The sequence below is a fragment of the Winogradskyella helgolandensis genome (assembly GCF_013404085.1).
GTDB lineage: Bacteria > Bacteroidota > Bacteroidia > Flavobacteriales > Flavobacteriaceae > Winogradskyella > Winogradskyella helgolandensis.
Genome location: NZ_JABFHO010000001.1, coordinates 1,150,387 through 1,167,780 on the forward strand (window position 1 = coordinate 1,150,387; position 17,394 = coordinate 1,167,780).

11 protein-coding genes are annotated in these 17,394 nt (G+C 33.5%); all 11 read left to right on the forward strand.

Annotation, left to right across the window (positions count from 1 at the left end; translation table 11 throughout):
• Position 1 precedes the first annotated feature (1 nt).
• The 11 genes from HM992_RS04730 to HM992_RS04780 all read left to right on the forward strand — a co-directional run bounded on the left by HM992_RS04730 (position 2) and on the right by HM992_RS04780 (position 17,385).
• Positions 2-961, forward strand: a complete 960-nt coding sequence (locus HM992_RS04730; RefSeq protein WP_179318896.1) for a lysylphosphatidylglycerol synthase transmembrane domain-containing protein — start codon at positions 2-4, stop codon at positions 959-961.
• A gap of 43 nt (positions 962-1,004) precedes the next feature.
• Positions 1,005-2,153 (forward strand): alpha/beta hydrolase, encoded by a 1,149-nt coding sequence (locus HM992_RS04735; protein ID WP_178986154.1) that lies wholly within the window; start codon positions 1,005-1,007, stop codon positions 2,151-2,153.
• A 75-nt stretch (positions 2,154-2,228) separates the two neighbouring features.
• On the forward strand, positions 2,229-3,413 hold the full coding sequence (locus HM992_RS04740) for an alpha/beta hydrolase (RefSeq protein ID WP_178986153.1): 1,185 nt from the start codon (positions 2,229-2,231) through the stop codon (positions 3,411-3,413).
• Positions 3,400-3,552: a hypothetical protein gene (locus tag HM992_RS04745; RefSeq protein ID WP_179318897.1), complete on the forward strand. Its 153-nt coding sequence runs from the start codon at positions 3,400-3,402 to the stop codon at positions 3,550-3,552. Before HM992_RS04740 ends, HM992_RS04745 begins: the two co-directional genes overlap by 14 nt.
• 61 nt (positions 3,553-3,613) lie before the next feature.
• Positions 3,614-4,972 carry a DNA repair protein RadA gene (radA, locus tag HM992_RS04750; protein ID WP_179318898.1) on the forward strand — a complete coding sequence of 453 codons (1,359 nt, stop codon included), beginning with the start codon at positions 3,614-3,616 and terminating at the stop codon, positions 4,970-4,972.
• 188 nt (positions 4,973-5,160) lie between these two features.
• Positions 5,161-11,166, forward strand: coding sequence for a PA14 domain-containing protein (locus tag HM992_RS04755; RefSeq protein ID WP_179318899.1), 6,006 nt, complete (start codon positions 5,161-5,163; stop codon positions 11,164-11,166).
• 185 nt (positions 11,167-11,351) lie between these two features.
• Positions 11,352-14,753 (forward strand): isoleucine--tRNA ligase, encoded by a 3,402-nt coding sequence (gene ileS / locus HM992_RS04760; protein ID WP_179318900.1) that lies wholly within the window; start codon positions 11,352-11,354, stop codon positions 14,751-14,753.
• Between the two features lie 4 nt (positions 14,754-14,757).
• Positions 14,758-15,141, forward strand: coding sequence for a TraR/DksA family transcriptional regulator (locus tag HM992_RS04765; RefSeq protein ID WP_178986148.1), 384 nt, complete (start codon positions 14,758-14,760; stop codon positions 15,139-15,141).
• Positions 15,142-15,209: 68 nt separating this feature from the next.
• Positions 15,210-15,872, forward strand: a complete 663-nt coding sequence (locus HM992_RS04770) for a hypothetical protein (protein ID WP_179318901.1) — start codon at positions 15,210-15,212, stop codon at positions 15,870-15,872.
• 66 nt (positions 15,873-15,938) lie between these two features.
• Complete coding sequence (locus HM992_RS04775) at positions 15,939-16,556, forward strand: lipoprotein signal peptidase (protein ID WP_179318902.1); 618 nt, start codon at positions 15,939-15,941, stop codon at positions 16,554-16,556.
• Between the two features lie 31 nt (positions 16,557-16,587).
• Positions 16,588-17,385 (forward strand): hypothetical protein, encoded by a 798-nt coding sequence (locus HM992_RS04780; RefSeq protein ID WP_179318903.1) that lies wholly within the window; start codon positions 16,588-16,590, stop codon positions 17,383-17,385.
• Positions 17,386-17,394 lie beyond the last annotated feature (9 nt).

Sequence of the window (17,394 nt, forward strand, 5' to 3'; positions counted from 1 at the left end):
GGTGGCTAAAGCTAAATCCATTCTAAAAGTTGTTTTACCATTACTCTTAGGAGTTGGATTGGTATGGTATTCTTTATCTAAAATCTCCATTCCTACTTTAGTCCAGTATTTTAAAGATGCTGATTATACTTGGATAGTTCTTGGTGTTAGTCTAGGTATTTTGAGTCATATGTCTAGGGCATACCGTTGGCTATTTATGGTAGAACCCTTGGGGTTTAAACCAAAATTTGGAAATAGCTTAATGGCTGTATATTCGGCTTATCTCATTAATTTTACGATTCCACGTGCTGGCGAAGTTGCTAGAGCTACGATTTTAAAGAATTATGAAGAAATTCCTTTTGATAAAGGGTTTGGGACTATAGTTGCAGAGCGTATAGCAGATACTATTATGTTGCTTTCGATAGTGGCAATAGCGTTTTTTTTGGAATTTGAATTTATATTTAATTTTTTTGCAGATAAATTTGATCCAACTTCTTTGTTTTTAGGTAGTGCAATAGTGCTTTTAGGGGCTTTATTGTTATTTCTTTTTATAAAGAATGGCAAATCTCAATTCGCATTAAAAGTAAAAGGATTTATAGTAGGACTTTTAGAAGGAGCACTTAGCATTTTTAAAATGAAGAAAAAGTGGGCTTTTATAGGCCATACTTTGTTTATTTGGACAATGTATGTACTTATGTTTTATGTAACTACATTTGCTTTACCAGAATTACAAGACATAACATTAGCAGCTGTACTTATAGGATTTATCCTTTCTAGTTTTAGTATTGCAGCCACAAATGGAGGAATTGGTTCATTTCCCGAAGCAGTAGTTATTGCTTTTTCATTATTTGGAATGGCCGCAGATCCGAGTAGAGCATTTGGATGGATAGTGTGGTCAACGCAAACGTTAGTTATTATAGTAATAGGTGGCTTATCATTGTTATATTTACCTATTTACAACAGAAAGAAACCAACAGTATAAAAAATATTTTTTACCTTACTTTAAATTTTTAATCATGCATAATATGAAGAATTTTCACGTATTGCTTATAGCTCTTTTTATCGGCTTAAATATTCAGTCTCAAGCAATTTATAAAACGATTGATTCTTATAAGCTCGAAGGAACACGCGAATTGAAAATTCAATTGCCAAGAAATTATAATCCTGAAGAAAAACGTACGTATCCATTAATTATCGTTTTAGATGGTGATTATTTATTTGAGCCAGTTGCTGGTAATATAGATTATCAATCGTATTGGGAAGATATTCCAGACTGTATTGTTGTTGGGATTAATCAAGCGAATACAAGGGTAGATGATTTCTATTATGATAATGAATCTTATTTCCCATCACATAATGGAGCTTCATTTTACGAATTTATGGCGGCCGAGTTATTACCGTTTATTGAAGAAAATTATAATGCCTCAAATTTCAGAATCATTATTGGGCACGATTTAAGTGCTAATTTCGTAAATTATTATTTATTTAAAGATGAACCTATTTTTAGAGCATACGTGGCCTTAAGTCCAGATTTTGCTCCAGAAATGATAAATAGGTTACGGCAGCGAGTCTCTATATTACAGCAAGAGATCTTTTATTATATGGCTACTGCTGATGCTGATATAAAAGCGATTAGGGCTTCTGTTTTAGAAGGAGATTCTGTTCTTTCTGTTACAGAAAATGAAAATTTCCTCTATAAGTTTGATGATTTTGAAGATGCTAATCATTATTCACTAGTTGGTAGAGGTATTCCAAAAGCATTAAATCAAATTTTTACACCTTTTAAACCTATAAATGCTAAAGAATATTCCGAAAAGGTACTCACTTTTGAAGGTTCTCCTTTCGAATATTTGGTTAAAAAGTATGAAGATATAGAGCATTTTTATGGTTTTGAAAAAACATTGATTGAAAATGATATTAGAGCTATTGCAGCTGCGAGTAATAAAAAGGATGATATAGAATCATTAGAAAAACTATCAAAATTAGTGAGTAAAAATTTCCCTAAATCAATGTTAAGTGCTTATTATTCAGGGATGTATAATGAGAAAGAGGGCAATTTAAAAAGAGCCCTACAGCGTTATAAATCTGGATTATTATTAGAGCCTTCTCAATATATAGATAAAGAAATGATGCTAGATAAAATGTATGAAATACAAGATAAAATGAAAGAATAGTGCATTTCATCGAAAAAAATTGACAAGTTGACGATAATTGAGTATGTTTGAAGTCCCAAACCAAACCTACTTACCATGAGAAAAACTATTTATGTTGTTCTTGCGTGTTTAATTTGTGTATCATCTTTTGCGCAAACAACCTACAAGGAAATATCCTCGGCTAAACTTAATGCCGTGCGAAAGCTAAAAATTAAACTTCCTAAGGATTACGATGCCGATGCTGATGAAAAGTATCCTGTAATTATTGTTTTTGATGGAGACTATCTATTTGAACCTGTAGTAGGTCAAGTCGATTTTCAAACCTATTTTGACAATATGCCAGGTTCTATAGTTGTTGGTATTATGCAAGGGGAAAACCGTTTTTATGATGGATATTACGATCCAGCAACAGGATTACCGACAGAATCGGGACTTAGATTTCACAATTTTGTTTCAGACGAATTATTACCTTTCATAGACAAAAATTACAACACAAGTAAATTTAAAGTCGCTGTAGGTCATGATAATATGGGGAACTTCATTAATTCTTATTTATTTAAAGAAGCTCTAGAGTTTCAGGCTTATGTTTGTATTAGTCCAGATTTTATAGGGTCATTAAATAATTTTATCTCCAAACGTTTAGCGTTATACAAAAAGGATGTGTTTTATTATTTAGCAACTGCAGAAAAAGATATACCTCAAATAAGGGAAAGTGTATTGTCTACAAATGCACAAATAAAGGAAGTTGATAACCAAAACGTGACTTATTATTTTGATGATTTTAAAGATGAAACGCATTATACATTAGTCACAAGTGCTTTGGCTAGATCATTTGAAAAGATCTTTGATATCTACAATCCGCTTAGAGAGAAAGAGCTAGAGGAAAAAGTATTACCTTATGAAGGTACTTTGGATAATTATTTAACGGACAGGTATAAGAGGATCGAAAAATTATTCGGTATTAAAAAGGAAATTAGTGAAGATGAAATAGAGAAGGTGGTTAAAGTTGCAGAACAACGCGAAGATTTAAAATCACTTGGTAAATTAGGAGAATTAGCGAATAAACTTCATCCAGAATCTTTAATGGGAACCTATTATTTAGCACAATCTGCAGAAAAACTAGGCAAAACAAAAAAAGCAAAAAAATTATATGAGTCTGCCTTAACATTAAATGATGTAAGTCATATTAATAGAGATTTTATCTTTTCTAAGATTGATGAGTTAACCGTAGTAGATTTAGATGAAGAGATTGATGATAATGAGGAGGATGAAGACAACTAGAAAATATAGACTATCATCAGATGATTTCTTTGAATCATTATACAACAAAGCAAAAGTATATGTGTTTTCAGATTTACCTGCAAAATTAGCAACACTTAAAGTTTTAGCTATTATGAGTTGGTTTAGAGACATCAACTAAAATTGTTTTAATTTTGCCATATTTATAATTAAAGAGATTTCTGTTTTCTCGAAAAATAAATATGGCTAAAGTAAAAACAACGTTTTTTTGTCAGAATTGTGGTAGTCAATATGCCAAATGGCAAGGACAATGTACCTCTTGTAAGGAGTGGAATACCATTACCGAAGAAGTGATTCAAAAACCCGAAAAGAGTGATTGGAAAACACCAACCACAGCGTCAAAGCGGGTTTCAAAACCATTGTTAATCAACGAAATTGATACCTCCAAAGAAGCGCGTTTAGATATGCGCGATGGAGAATTTAATCGTGTATTAGGTGGTGGCATGGTACATGGCTCTTTAACCTTACTAGGAGGAGAACCAGGTATTGGAAAGAGTACACTTTTACTTCAAATTGCATTAAATTTAGAATATAAAACGCTTTATGTTTCCGGTGAAGAAAGTCAGAAACAGATAAAAATGCGTGCAGAACGTATTCAGCCTAATAGTAATAACTGCTATATTCTTACCGAAACTAAAACTCAGAATATATTTAAGCAAATTGAAGCTTTAGAACCTGATATAGTTGTAATAGACTCTATTCAGACCTTACATAGTGATTATATAGAATCTTCTGCAGGTAGTATCTCCCAAATAAAAGAATGCACATCTGAACTTATTAAATTTGCAAAAGAAACAGCAACTCCTGTTTTGTTAATAGGTCATATCACTAAAGATGGTAACATAGCTGGTCCAAAAATCTTAGAACACATGGTTGATACGGTTCTTCAATTTGAAGGCGATCGAAATCATGTATTCAGGATTCTAAGAGCTAACAAAAACCGATTCGGTTCTACAAACGAATTAGGGATATATGAAATGCAAGGTTCAGGTTTGCGAGAAGTTTCTAATCCATCCGAAATATTAATTTCTGAAAAAGATGGCGAATTGTCTGGTAATGCAGTCGCTGCTACTTTAGAAGGTATGCGACCTTTAATGATAGAAGTGCAAGCTTTGGTTAGTACCGCTGTTTATGGAACTCCACAAAGATCTGCTACAGGGTTTAATGCCAAACGACTAAACATGTTGCTGGCGGTTTTAGAAAAACGCGCAGGTTTTCGCTTAGGAGCAAAGGATGTGTTTTTAAATATTACAGGAGGCATCACTGTAGATGATCCTGCAATAGATTTAGCCGTTGTCGCTGCTATTCTTTCATCTAACGAAGATGTGGCATTGCAAAGTGATTTCTGTTTTGCTGCAGAAGTAGGACTTTCTGGAGAAATTAGACCAGTACAACGTGTAGAACAGCGCATTCTAGAAGCTGAAAAGTTAGGTTTTTCTACCATTTTTGTATCTAAATACAATAAAATAGCTTTAAAAAATACAGTAATTAAAATTAAATTGATTTCTAAAATTGAAGATTTAGTTGGGTTTCTAGTCTGATTTTCAAAGTTTTCCATTTTCAAAATAGTAAGTAAAAACCTTACAAAAATACACTTAAACGTGAAAATATGCATTTTATCGTATTTTTTGCGTTTTTTTGTCCTATGTTTGCCTCAATAAATATTGAGATTTCTTAACATATTGATAACTAGTGTTTGAAGTAATTTGCTATGATGATAAAAAATAATTTGAAATTATTACTTATAATAATTTTTATATCCTTCCAGGGTTATGCGCAGTATTGTGAACCTGCTCAAATTAATACGGGATATGATTGGACGTTCCACATTTCTGAAGTAGAATTAGGTGATATTCAAAATGAAAGTTCGGGGTCTTTAGGTGATTATACTTATTACTCAGAGGTTTCTCCAACAGATATTGTGGCAGGTGAAACTGTAAATGGTAACATAACTGTTACTATGGATGGGTGGAACAGACAGGGACATACTATTGCAGTATGGTTTAATTTCAATGAAATTGACGATGATTTTGATGATGATGGAGAGCGATTCCTTTTTACATTTCAAGATAATAATAATGTTGGTGGTACTAAAACAGTACAAGTACCTATCAGTATCCCAATACCTTCCAATGCTCAGAATGGACTTGCCAGAATGCGTGTTGGTTTAATAAATGGAAATGTAGATAGTGTTACAGCTTGTGATTATCATTATAAAACAGGTGAAGTTGAGGATTATTTAGTTAACTTCTTGTCGGATAATGATGGTAATCCAGGAGAAAGTGAGCCTAATTTTTGTGAAACGGAAAATATTCAAAGCGGTAATATTTTATTTATTTCTAACGTTTCTTTTGCAGGAATAGAGAATAGCAGTACAGGAGCAACAGGTGGTTTTACTAATTATTCTTCTTTTTCTGAAGATAATGTTCCTATTGGTCAAGTCCTTGAAGGTACCATTAGTGTCTCGTTAAATGGGTGGAATACCAATGAAAACACAGTAGTAATTTGGATTAACCTCAATGAAAGCTTGGATGATGATTTTGACGATACGGGTGAACGTTTTTTATTCACCTTTAGAGATGACAGAAATATAGGGGGAACCAAAGTCGTGGACGTGCCAATTAATATCACTTTACCCAACACTACAGATGAAGCGCTTTCTAATGTGCGTATTGGTGTTAGAGGTGGTACTAGTATAAATTTTACGTCTTGTGATTATAATTATAGCAATGGAGAAGTAGAAAATTACCTCATTAATATTGGTGGAGAACTAGACGCTCCAGATATGGATGGAGATGGAATTGCAGACAATGCAGATATTGATAGTGATAACGATGGTATACTAGATATTAATGAAGGTTCTGTATGTAATGTAATTAGTAATAGTCTGACGTATGAGTTTTATGATCTCAGTGTCTCACCAAGCGTAGACAATATTCCAACGACTGGTGCCACAGCAACAGGGAGTGTCTCTGAAATCGATGTAGATGCACTTTGGACTTCTATTACACCAGGTGATCACGAGAATTTTGCAATACGTTATAGTGGTTTTATCAAGATTAATACAACAGAAACATATACATTTTATACAAGTTCAGATGATGGTTCTAAATTATTTATCGACGGAAACGAGGTCGTTGATAACGATGGTTTACATGATATACTAGAAACTTCTGGAACTATAGCGCTTAATCAAGGCATTTATCCAATCACGATTCTATTTTTTGAAAGAACTGGAGGTGAGTTCTTAAGTATGTCATATTCTAGCGCAACTATTTCTAAGACAGTAATTCCTTTTTCCGTATTATCAGAAAATACTTGTACAGATACAGATTATGATGGGATCCCAGATTATTTAGATTTAGATTCAGACAATGATGGTATCTACGATGTAGAAGAAGCTGGTAACGGAAGTTTAGATACCAACAACGATGGAGTGTTAGATAGTAATGATGCAGGGTTTAATGATAGTAACAATAATGGTGCAGACGATACTGCAGAAACTACAACACCAATTGACACTTCTGGGGATGGTAATTTCGACTTTCAAAATACAGATAGTGATAGTGATGGCTGTAATGATGTCACAGAAGCTGGCCATGCAGATAGCGATGCAGACGGACAAGTAGATGGTACAGGTATTAGCGCTAGTGGTTTAGTTACAGGTACTTCAACGGCATACACAGGCACAACTACAAATGTGACTACAGCAACAGAAACTACAGTAGATGCTACAGCTTTGGTCGATCAGTTAGTTGTAACAGGTGGAGCTGCAAGCTTTACTATAACTAGTGCAACAGCCACAAGCACAACCGCGTTTTCAACGGGAGGTGTGCCGAATTATTCAAGTAGCTCTACTGATGTAAGTACAGCCTTAAATTATCAATGGCAATTAAATGGCACAAACCTAACTAATGGAGGTATTTATACAGGTGTAACATCAGATACTTTGAATATTTCCGATGTTACAGGATTAGACGGTAGTGTATATACTTTAATCGTAACACATTCAGATAATTTGTGCACTCAAATAGAAAACAGTGTAACCCTTACTTTAGATTCAGATATGGATGGCGATGGTATAGGTGATACTACAGATTTAGATAGTGATAATGATGGTATACTAAATGTAAATGAAGGTGCGGTATGCGATGAAATTAATCATATTCTCTCGTATGAGTTTTATGATATAAATGTCTCGCCAAGCGTAGACAATATTCCAACTACAGGAGCCACAGCAACAGGTAGTGTATCTGAAATCGATGTAGATGCTCTTTGGGGTATGATTACACCTGGAGATCACGATACTTTTGCTATTCGATATACTGGTTTTATTACTATAAATACAGAAGAAACATATAGATTTTATACGAGTTCAGATGATGGTTCTAAAGTGTTAATAGATGGCAATGAAATAGTTGATAATGATGGGGATCATGCTACACAAGAGAGATCTGGTACTATTGCGCTAACTCCGGGTATTTACCCAATTACTATATTATTTTATGAAAGAACAGGACTAGAATCTTTAAGCGTGTCTTATTCTAGTCCAACTATTTCTAAAACATTGATTCCTTTTTCCGTATTGTCAGACAATATTTGTACAGATACTGATAATGATGGGATTCAAGATTATTTAGATATAGATTCAGATAATGACGGTATACCAGATAATGTAGAGGCACAATCCACAAATGGTTATATTTCTCCGAGTGGTAGTGGAGCAACAATGGTAGATTTAAACAACGATGGTGTAGACGATAATTACGGATCTGGTTTAGCTAGCCTAGAAGATACTGATGGAGATAGTATTCCAGATTATATAGATTCAGATAGTGACAATGATGGCACTCCAGATATTCAAGAAAATGGAATGGCTAATACGCTATCAGGAAATGATGCCGATGGAGATGGTTTAGACGATAACTTCGAAACAACAAATATTAATGATGCAGTTTTAGATATTAATGAAGATATTGATAATCCATTAGACTTGTCTATTTTACCCGATACTGATGGCGATTTATCTCTAGGAGGAGAATTAGATTATAGAGATGATATTGATGTTTATTTTTCTTCAGGATCAGTAGATTTTGATGGTTTAGATGATTACTTAGACACACCTTCTTTTATTGAAGATTGGAATGAAGGAACCATAATGGCTTGGGTAAAAATTAATGCTAATACTGCAACAGGGAATTTAAGTTCTGTTTATAGTATTGCAGGTCAAGAAAACATGCGTTTGACTATAACGAAAGGAAGAAAACCAGCATTTGTTGTTTATACTCAAGAACAAGTCACTGCTTCTAGTAACTATCCAAGTAGCAGTCTTAATGTAGAACAACTGCCTACGGATAACAGAAAAATGGAAAATGATGTATGGTACCATGTCACTGGTGTTTTTGATTCCACAACAAACTCTTTAAAAGTATATCTTAATGGAGAGCTGTTAAATACTGAAACGGATACTAATTTGAATTCAACGTTACTTACAACAAATTATAATGGTACTGATCACATTTATTCAAGTAGACCATTTACAATAGGGCGTTATCCAACAAATACAAGTCCAGCTGGATCTGCCCATTTTAATGGAACTATAGATGAAGTAAGAATTTTTGAAGATGCTCTTTCTGCGCAACAAATACAACAAATGATGTGTCAAGAGATTGAAGATAATGAAGGTATTGTAAGAGGTAATATTATACCTAAGAACATTCAAGATTCACAAACTTTAGAGCGTGTAGATTGGGGTAATCTTAAGGCTTATTATCCTATGTCTAATATTCTTAAATCAGAATTGTTAGACGAATCAGCAAATTCACACGATTTAAAAATGCATAATATTAATACGGTAAAGCCGCAAACAGCACCTTTGCCTTACGTCACTAGTGCAGATGGAGATTGGTCAAGTCCAGAATCATGGTTACATGGTGATGTTTGGGATGTTTCAGACGAGATATTTGAAAAAGATTGGTCAATTGTGCATATCAAAAATAATATCACCTCTACAACTTCTCATACAAGACTTGGACTTATAGTAGATGCTGATAAAACACTTACTATTGATGGAGAAAATGAAATTAATAATACCTGGTATTTAGAACTTAATGGAGTCTTAGACTTAAAAAACGATTCTCAATTAATACAAGGAGTTAATAGTGATTTAGTGACGTCCGCAACAGGTAAAATCTTAAGACGCCAAACAGGAACATCCAATTCATTTCGATATAATTATTTTTCTTCTCCAATTGGAGCAGTAGGAGCAACAACACTTTTAGATAATAATACAACCTTTAATAATGCTAACAATTCTACTTTTGGTATTAATACATTAAAAGAAGGAAATGCTAATGCCGTTGAATTTACATCAGCATACAATGAAACAGGGAAAATCAGTACGCGTTGGATGTACACCTTCTTAAATGGGGTTACTTATTACGATTGGGAAAGCTATTCACCAACGACTCAATTAAATCCTGGAGTAGGTTATATTCATAAAGGAACTGGTAATGCAGGAGCAACGCAAGACTATATATTTGAAGGAAAACCAAATAACGGCACTATTTTAATAGCTGCAGATGATGTTGATGGAGACGCTGCTAACGAGAGTGAACCAGATGTAACGCTTACAACAACATTGGTAGGTAATCCTTATCCTTCTGCTATAGATGCACATCAATTTATTGATGATAATGCAGGTGTTATTGATGGTACATTATATCTGTGGGAGCAATGGGCTGGTAACTCACATTACATAAGTGAATACGAAGGTGGTTATGCTATTATCAATAAAATGGCAAAAATTAAAGCTTATCAGTTTGAAGGTTTAAGCGGTGGAAACAATGGTTCTCAAGATGGAACACTAACACCTACTCAGTATATTAGTGTTGGTCAGGCTTTTTTCACAGAAGTCATAAATGATGGTCATATTGAATTTAATAACGGTCAACGTATTTATAAGAAACAATCTACCGGAGAGAGTGTCTTTTTTAGAACAGCCAATACCGAAACAGAAGACTACGATAATGCAGAAAATGTTGAAGATGTAATGCAAAAACTTCATTTAAAATTTGAAGCAGATAACGGATTTAGTAGAGAGATGGTTATTGGTTTTAGTGATTTTACCTCAGAAGGTTTTGATTATAGTTATGATGGAAAAATGACGGATGTGCAAGCAAATGATTTTTATACGTTGTTTGAAGGAAGTTCAATGGTTACACAAGCGTATTCATCTATAGCTTCTGATAAAGTAGTGCCATTAATCTATAAATCGTCCGAACAACAGATATGTACTATTTCGGCAACAGATTTTGAAGATTTTGAGAGTTCTCAAGCTGTTTATTTAAGAGATAATTACGAAAATAGTTATACAGATATTAGAAATTCAGATTATAGTTTTGTTAGTGAGCCAGGTTCTTTTACAAATCGATTTGATATCGTGTTCCAAAATGAATATGCACTTAGTATTTCAGAGTCTCAATTAAACGATGTTCAAGTATATCTAAGTAATAAAGAACGAAAATTGTTTATTAATGGACTTGTAAGCGGAGCAAAATCTGTAAGTATCATTAATATGTTAGGGCAAACCATTAGTCAATATCATAACCTAGACCAACAAGAATTGAGTAATGGTATTGATATTTCTAAAGTATCTACCGGAACTTATATTGTAAAAGTAGAGAATCAAAACAATCAATGGATTACTAAAAAAGTAATCGTTAATATGAAATAAACTAAAGATCAAAAGGTCAGTGTAATTATATACTGGCCTTTTCTCTTTTACTAATATAAAAAAGAGAGTAGTTCAAATTTAATGGGCTAGAAATTCACAGAAACACATTTCCTCTTTTGCATTAATTACAATATATTATTTCCTTAAAATTCGCTATTTTCGCTGCTCGTAAATAAAACAGAATAATGAGTACAAAGTTCCCTGAATACAAAGGACTTAACTTGCCAAACGTTGCAGATGAAATCGGTAACTATTGGGAAGCTAACGACATCTTCGATAAAAGTGTAACCACAAGAGAAGGAAAACCACCTTTTGTGTTTTTTGAAGGACCACCTTCTGCAAACGGTTTACCAGGTGTACACCACGTTTTAGCGCGTGCGATTAAAGATATTTTTCCGCGTTACAAAACCATGAAAGGTTTTCAGGTGAAGCGTAAAGCAGGTTGGGATACACACGGTTTACCAGTGGAACTTGGTGTAGAGAAAGAACTCGGTATTACCAAAGAAGATATTGGTAAGAAAATTACGGTTGAAGATTACAACGAAGCGTGTAAAAAAACCGTAATGCGTTATACAGATACATGGAACGACCTTACTAAAAAAATGGGGTATTGGGTAGATATGGACGATCCGTACATTACCTACAAATCCAAATACATGGAAACGGTTTGGTGGTTACTAAAGCAGATTTACGAAAAAGATTTAATATACAAAGGTTATACTATTCAGCCTTATTCACCAAAGGCTGGTACAGGTTTAAGTTCTCATGAGTTAAATCAACCAGGAGCATATCAAGATGTTACCGATACAACGGTTGTGGCTCAGTTTAAAGCGAATGCAGATTCGTTGCCAGATTTTTTACAAAATGAAGGTGATATTTTCTTTTTAGCATGGACGACGACACCTTGGACGTTACCGAGTAATACAGCACTAACAGTTGGACCAAAGATTGAATACGTTTTAGTTGAAACCTATAATCAATACACGTTTAAACCCATGAATGTGATTTTGGCTAAGAATTTAGTCAACAAACAATTTGATGGTAAATTTAAACGCGTTGAAGCTAAATCAGAATTAATAGAATATAAGGAAGGCGATAAAAAGATTCCTTATTTTGTAGTAAAAGATTTTATCGGTAAAGATTTAGTTGGTATCACATACGAGCAACTTTTACCATATGCGTTACCAAATGATAATCCTGAAAATGCTTTTAGAGTTATTTCTGGAGATTTTGTAACGGTTGAAGACGGAACAGGTATTGTACACACAGCACCAACATTTGGAGCAGATGATGCCTTAGTTGCAAAACAAGCATCGCCAGAAATCCCACCACTTTTAGTAAAAGATGAGAATGGTAATTTAGTGCCTTTAGTAGATTTACAAGGAAAGTTTAGACCAGAAATGGGAGAATATGCTGGTAAATATGTTAAGAACGAATATTATGATGATGGTGAAGCACCAGAACGTTCTGTAGATGTAGAACTTGCTATTCAATTAAAAACAGAAAATAAAGCCTTTAAGGTTGAAAAATATAAGCACAGTTACCCAAATTGCTGGAGAACTGATAAGCCAATTTTATACTATCCATTAGATTCGTGGTTTATTAAAATCACAGATGTAAAAGGGAGAATGCATGAGTTAAATACTGGAATTAACTGGAAACCTGAATCTACAGGAACTGGTCGTTTTGGTAATTGGTTAGCAAATGCAAACGACTGGAATTTATCAAGATCTCGTTTTTGGGGTATTCCATTACCAATTTGGAGAACCGAAGATGGTAAAGAAGTCATCTGTATTGGTTCTGTAAAAGAATTAAAAGCTGAAATGCAACTTGCCGTTGAGGCAGGTATGATGAAGGAAGATATCTTCAAGAGCTTTGAAGTCGATAATATGTCTGAAGACAACTATGACAAAATCGATTTACATAAAAACGTAGTAGATAATATCGTCTTGGTTTCAAAATCAGGTCAACCAATGCATCGCGAAAGTGATTTAATTGATGTGTGGTTCGATTCTGGTTCTATGCCTTATGCACAATGGCATTATCCATTTGAAAATAAAGCAAAAGTTGATGATACCTGGAGAAAAGCAGATTTCATCGCAGAAGGTGTTGACCAAACGAGAGGTTGGTTCTATACACTTCATGCTATTGCTACTATGATTTTTGATGATGTTGCTTATAAAAATGTCGTTTCAAACGGATTAGTGTTAGATAAAAACGGACAGAAAATGTCTAAGCGTTTAGGGAATGCAGTAGATCCTTTTGAAACCTTGTCAAAGTATGGAGCTGATGCTACGCGTTGGTACATGATTAGTAATGCAAATCCTTGGGATAATTTAAAGTTTGATAGCGAAGGTATTGCTGAGGTGAGCAGAAAGTTCTTCGGAACACTTTATAATACCTATTCATTCTTCACGCTTTATACTAATATTGATGGTTTTGATTATAGTGAAGCTGATATTCCATTAGAAGAACGACCAGAAATTGACCGTTGGGTTTTATCTGAATTAAATACCTTGATTCAGAAAGTAGATAAATTCTACGAAGCGTATGAGCCAACGAGAGCTGCGCGAGCAATTTCAGACTTTACACAAGATTATTTAAGTAACTGGTACGTGCGTTTAAGTAGAAGACGTTTCTGGAAAGGTGATTACCAAACTGATAAAATTTCGGCATACCAAACACTTTATACCTGTATGGAAACCATTGCAAAGTTAGGCGCACCAATTGCACCTTTCTTTATGGATCGTTTGTATTTAGATTTAAATGCAGTGACTAAAAAGGAAACTTTTGAAAGTGTACATTTAGCAGATTTTCCTATTGCAGATACTAGCATTATTGATAAAGTATTAGAGCGAAAAATGGAAAGTGCACAAACCATATGTTCGTTAGTTTTATCGTTGAGAGCAAAAGAGAAGATTAAAGTACGTCAGCCACTTCAAAAAATTATGATTCCAGTTGATAATCAACAACAAAAGGAAGAGATTGAAGCAGTTGCAGATTTAATAAAGCATGAAGTAAATATCAAAGAAATTGAACTCTTAGAAGACGCTTCAGACATCTTAGTCAAACAAATTAAGCCTAATTTTAAGACTTTAGGGCCCAAGTTTGGAAAGGATATGAAGTTGATTGCTAGTGTGATAGCTGCTTTTGGTGCTGATGATATTAAAAACATTGAGCAAAATGGTACTATTGAAGTTGAAATTAACGGGAAAAAGATTAATTTAGGACTTGAAGATGTAGAGATAACATCGCAAGATATTGAAGGATGGCTTGTAGCAAATGAAGGTGCTTTAACAGTGGCTTTAGATGTTACCATCAACGAAGATTTACGTAAAGAAGGGATTGCAAGAGAGCTTGTAAATCGTATTCAAAACTTGCGTAAAGATTCAGGATTTGAGGTTACGGACAGAATAGACGTGCAACTTCAAAAAGATGACCAAATAGTAAAGGCTATTTCTTCAAATGAAGCGTATATTAAATCAGAAACCTTAACCGAAGAATTACATATTATGGACACCGTAAATAATGGTATAGAAATTGTATTTGATGAGGTCAATACCAAATTATTTATTCAAAAACATTAACATTATGAGTACAGAAACCAACAACAGATATGCTGATAAAGATTTAGCTGAATTCAGAGCTATACTTCAAGAAAAAATTAAAAAAGCAGAGCATGATTTAGAGCTCATAAAAAGTGCTTACATGAATGACTTTGATAACGGGACGGATGATACATCACCAACGTTTAAAGCCTTTGAAGAAGGAAGTGCAACAATGAGTAAAGAAGCGAATTCAGCATTAGCTATTCGTCAAGAAAAATTTATTCGCGATTTAAAAAACGCTATTATCCGAATTGAGAATAAAACATATGGAGTATGTCGTGTAACAGGAAAATTAATTGCTAAAGAGCGTTTAAAATTAGTTCCTCATGCGACTTTGAGTATTGAAGCTAAGAATATGCAAGCCTAATAAATTCCTGTGACTTGTGCTGAACTTGTTTTAGTAAAGTAGGAATATCATTAAAATGGGATTACATTTTGAATAGAAACAAAATCATAAAGCCATGGAATTTTAATTTCATGGCCTTTTTTGTGTTGTGTGTTTTCATTTTAAATACACTAATTGTCAAAGCTCAAAATATATTAGAAAAGGAAATTACAGCTGAAAAAATTGATACCATTTCGATTAATGCTAATCAAATTTTTAAAATTTCAGTATCTACATCACAAACGGATAAGATTAAAGTGCGTTCTACGTTAGATGGTGAATATCAAAATGACTTTCAGGTAGTAATTCTTGAAAATAATCACACACTTAATTTACATTTAGAGCATTTATCATTTACAGAAATCCCAGATGATAAGCGAAATGCCCAAAAAGTTGTTGCTGCAACATTACATTTGGAAATTCCTGAAGACCTCTCTTTAGATATAATAAGTGATATTGGTTCGGTGGATTTAAAAGGAGATTTTAATACGTTGTATATTCAATTATTACAAGGGCATTTCTATATTATAGGAGACACAAAAACAGCAACTATAAATACGTTTGATGGAGATATTCACGTGGTCACCAAAAGTGCAGCTGTTGTTGCTAATTCTAATCATGGAAAAATTACTACAGATGAATTTTCTAAGGCAATTCCAATTTGGAAACTGAAATCCATTAACGGAAATATTACCGTTGTAAAGCCAGATTAAACACTTATTTTTGTTTCAATACGATTATTTAACCTAAAACAGATTCTCACTTTAGTGGGAAAAATTATGTCTTTAAAGAAATCCTCACTTGTTATTTTTATTATTCTACTGATAGATCAGATCAGTAAAATTTACATAAAAACCCATTTTGAATTAGGTGAAGATGTTACTGTCTTTTCATGGTTTCATATTGCGTTTGTTGAAAATGACGGTATGGCTTGGGGGACAAAACTAAGCGATTTTACTACCTTAATTTCTGATGAATCAGCCAAGCTAATTTTAACTTTATTTAGAATTGTTGCGGTTACCGGAATTGCATTTTGGTTAGTGGACGTCACCAAAAAGAAGAAATCTAAAATCCTAATTTTTGCTATTTCTATTATTTTCGCAGGCGCTTTAGGCAATATTTTAGATTCTGTTTTTTACGGTATTTTGTTTAATGATAGTGTAATGCAAGTCGCTTCATTTTTACCGGAAGAAGGGGGTTATGCGGGTGTGTTTTATGGTAATGTAGTAGATATGTTGCATTTTCCTATATGGAATGGTGTGTTACCAGAGTGGTTACCATTTATTAACGGAAAACAGTTTTCGTTTTTCGATCCTGTTTTTAATATTGCTGATATGGCCATAAGTACGGGAATTGGCATTTTAATTGTGTTTAATAAGAAGGCTTTTGAAAATTAATATACTATTTTAGTTACCTTATATAAGAATTATGAAATACAAAATAACATTTCTTTGCTTCATGTTCTATTTGATTACTAATTGTGGTTCTAGCGATAGTAATGATGATAACGTAGAATCAAACTTTGAGATAGAATTATTTTATACTGAAACGGTTTCTATTGATGAATTAGTTGAGGTTACAATAGTTGGAAATGAGGATTTAAAAAGTGCTGAAGCATCTAACGATGCAAGTTTTGATAACAACACTGGTATATCTTTTTTATTAGAGTTACAACCTTCAATTGTGCGTTATTTTACGTTTGATAAACTTGGATTAAATACCGTTTATATCAGAGGATACAATGCGGACGGCATAGTGTCGGTTAAAGAACTTAATGTTAATGTTGTGAGAGGAAATGCTATAAAAATTAATGCTATAGAAATTGTGTCTTTCTCAGGAATAAATAACACATGGGATGATGAGTTTGCCGAAACAGACATTAATCGTTTAGCCGATGTTTTCTTTTTACTGCGTAAGACTAAGGCTTTTTTTAGTGATGGAGAGTATAATTTTAATAGGGATTGGTTTAGATCGGAAGTTCTAGAAAACCAAGGTAATTTAACATGGGATTTATCTGATGAAGCGTTGTTTGTCGGTCCAGGATTTCCGGTGAATTTTTTGGCTGCAGATATGGATGATGAGGGTTATGTAGGTGACTTAATGTTAGGTAGGTATTATTATTCTATAGGTTTTTCTGAAGATGAGGGCTCTCAACCAGAAGCATTCACTTTCAATTTTCCAGATATTGATTTAGAGCTTTTAGTTTCGGTAGAATGGCCTAATTAAGAGCTAAAT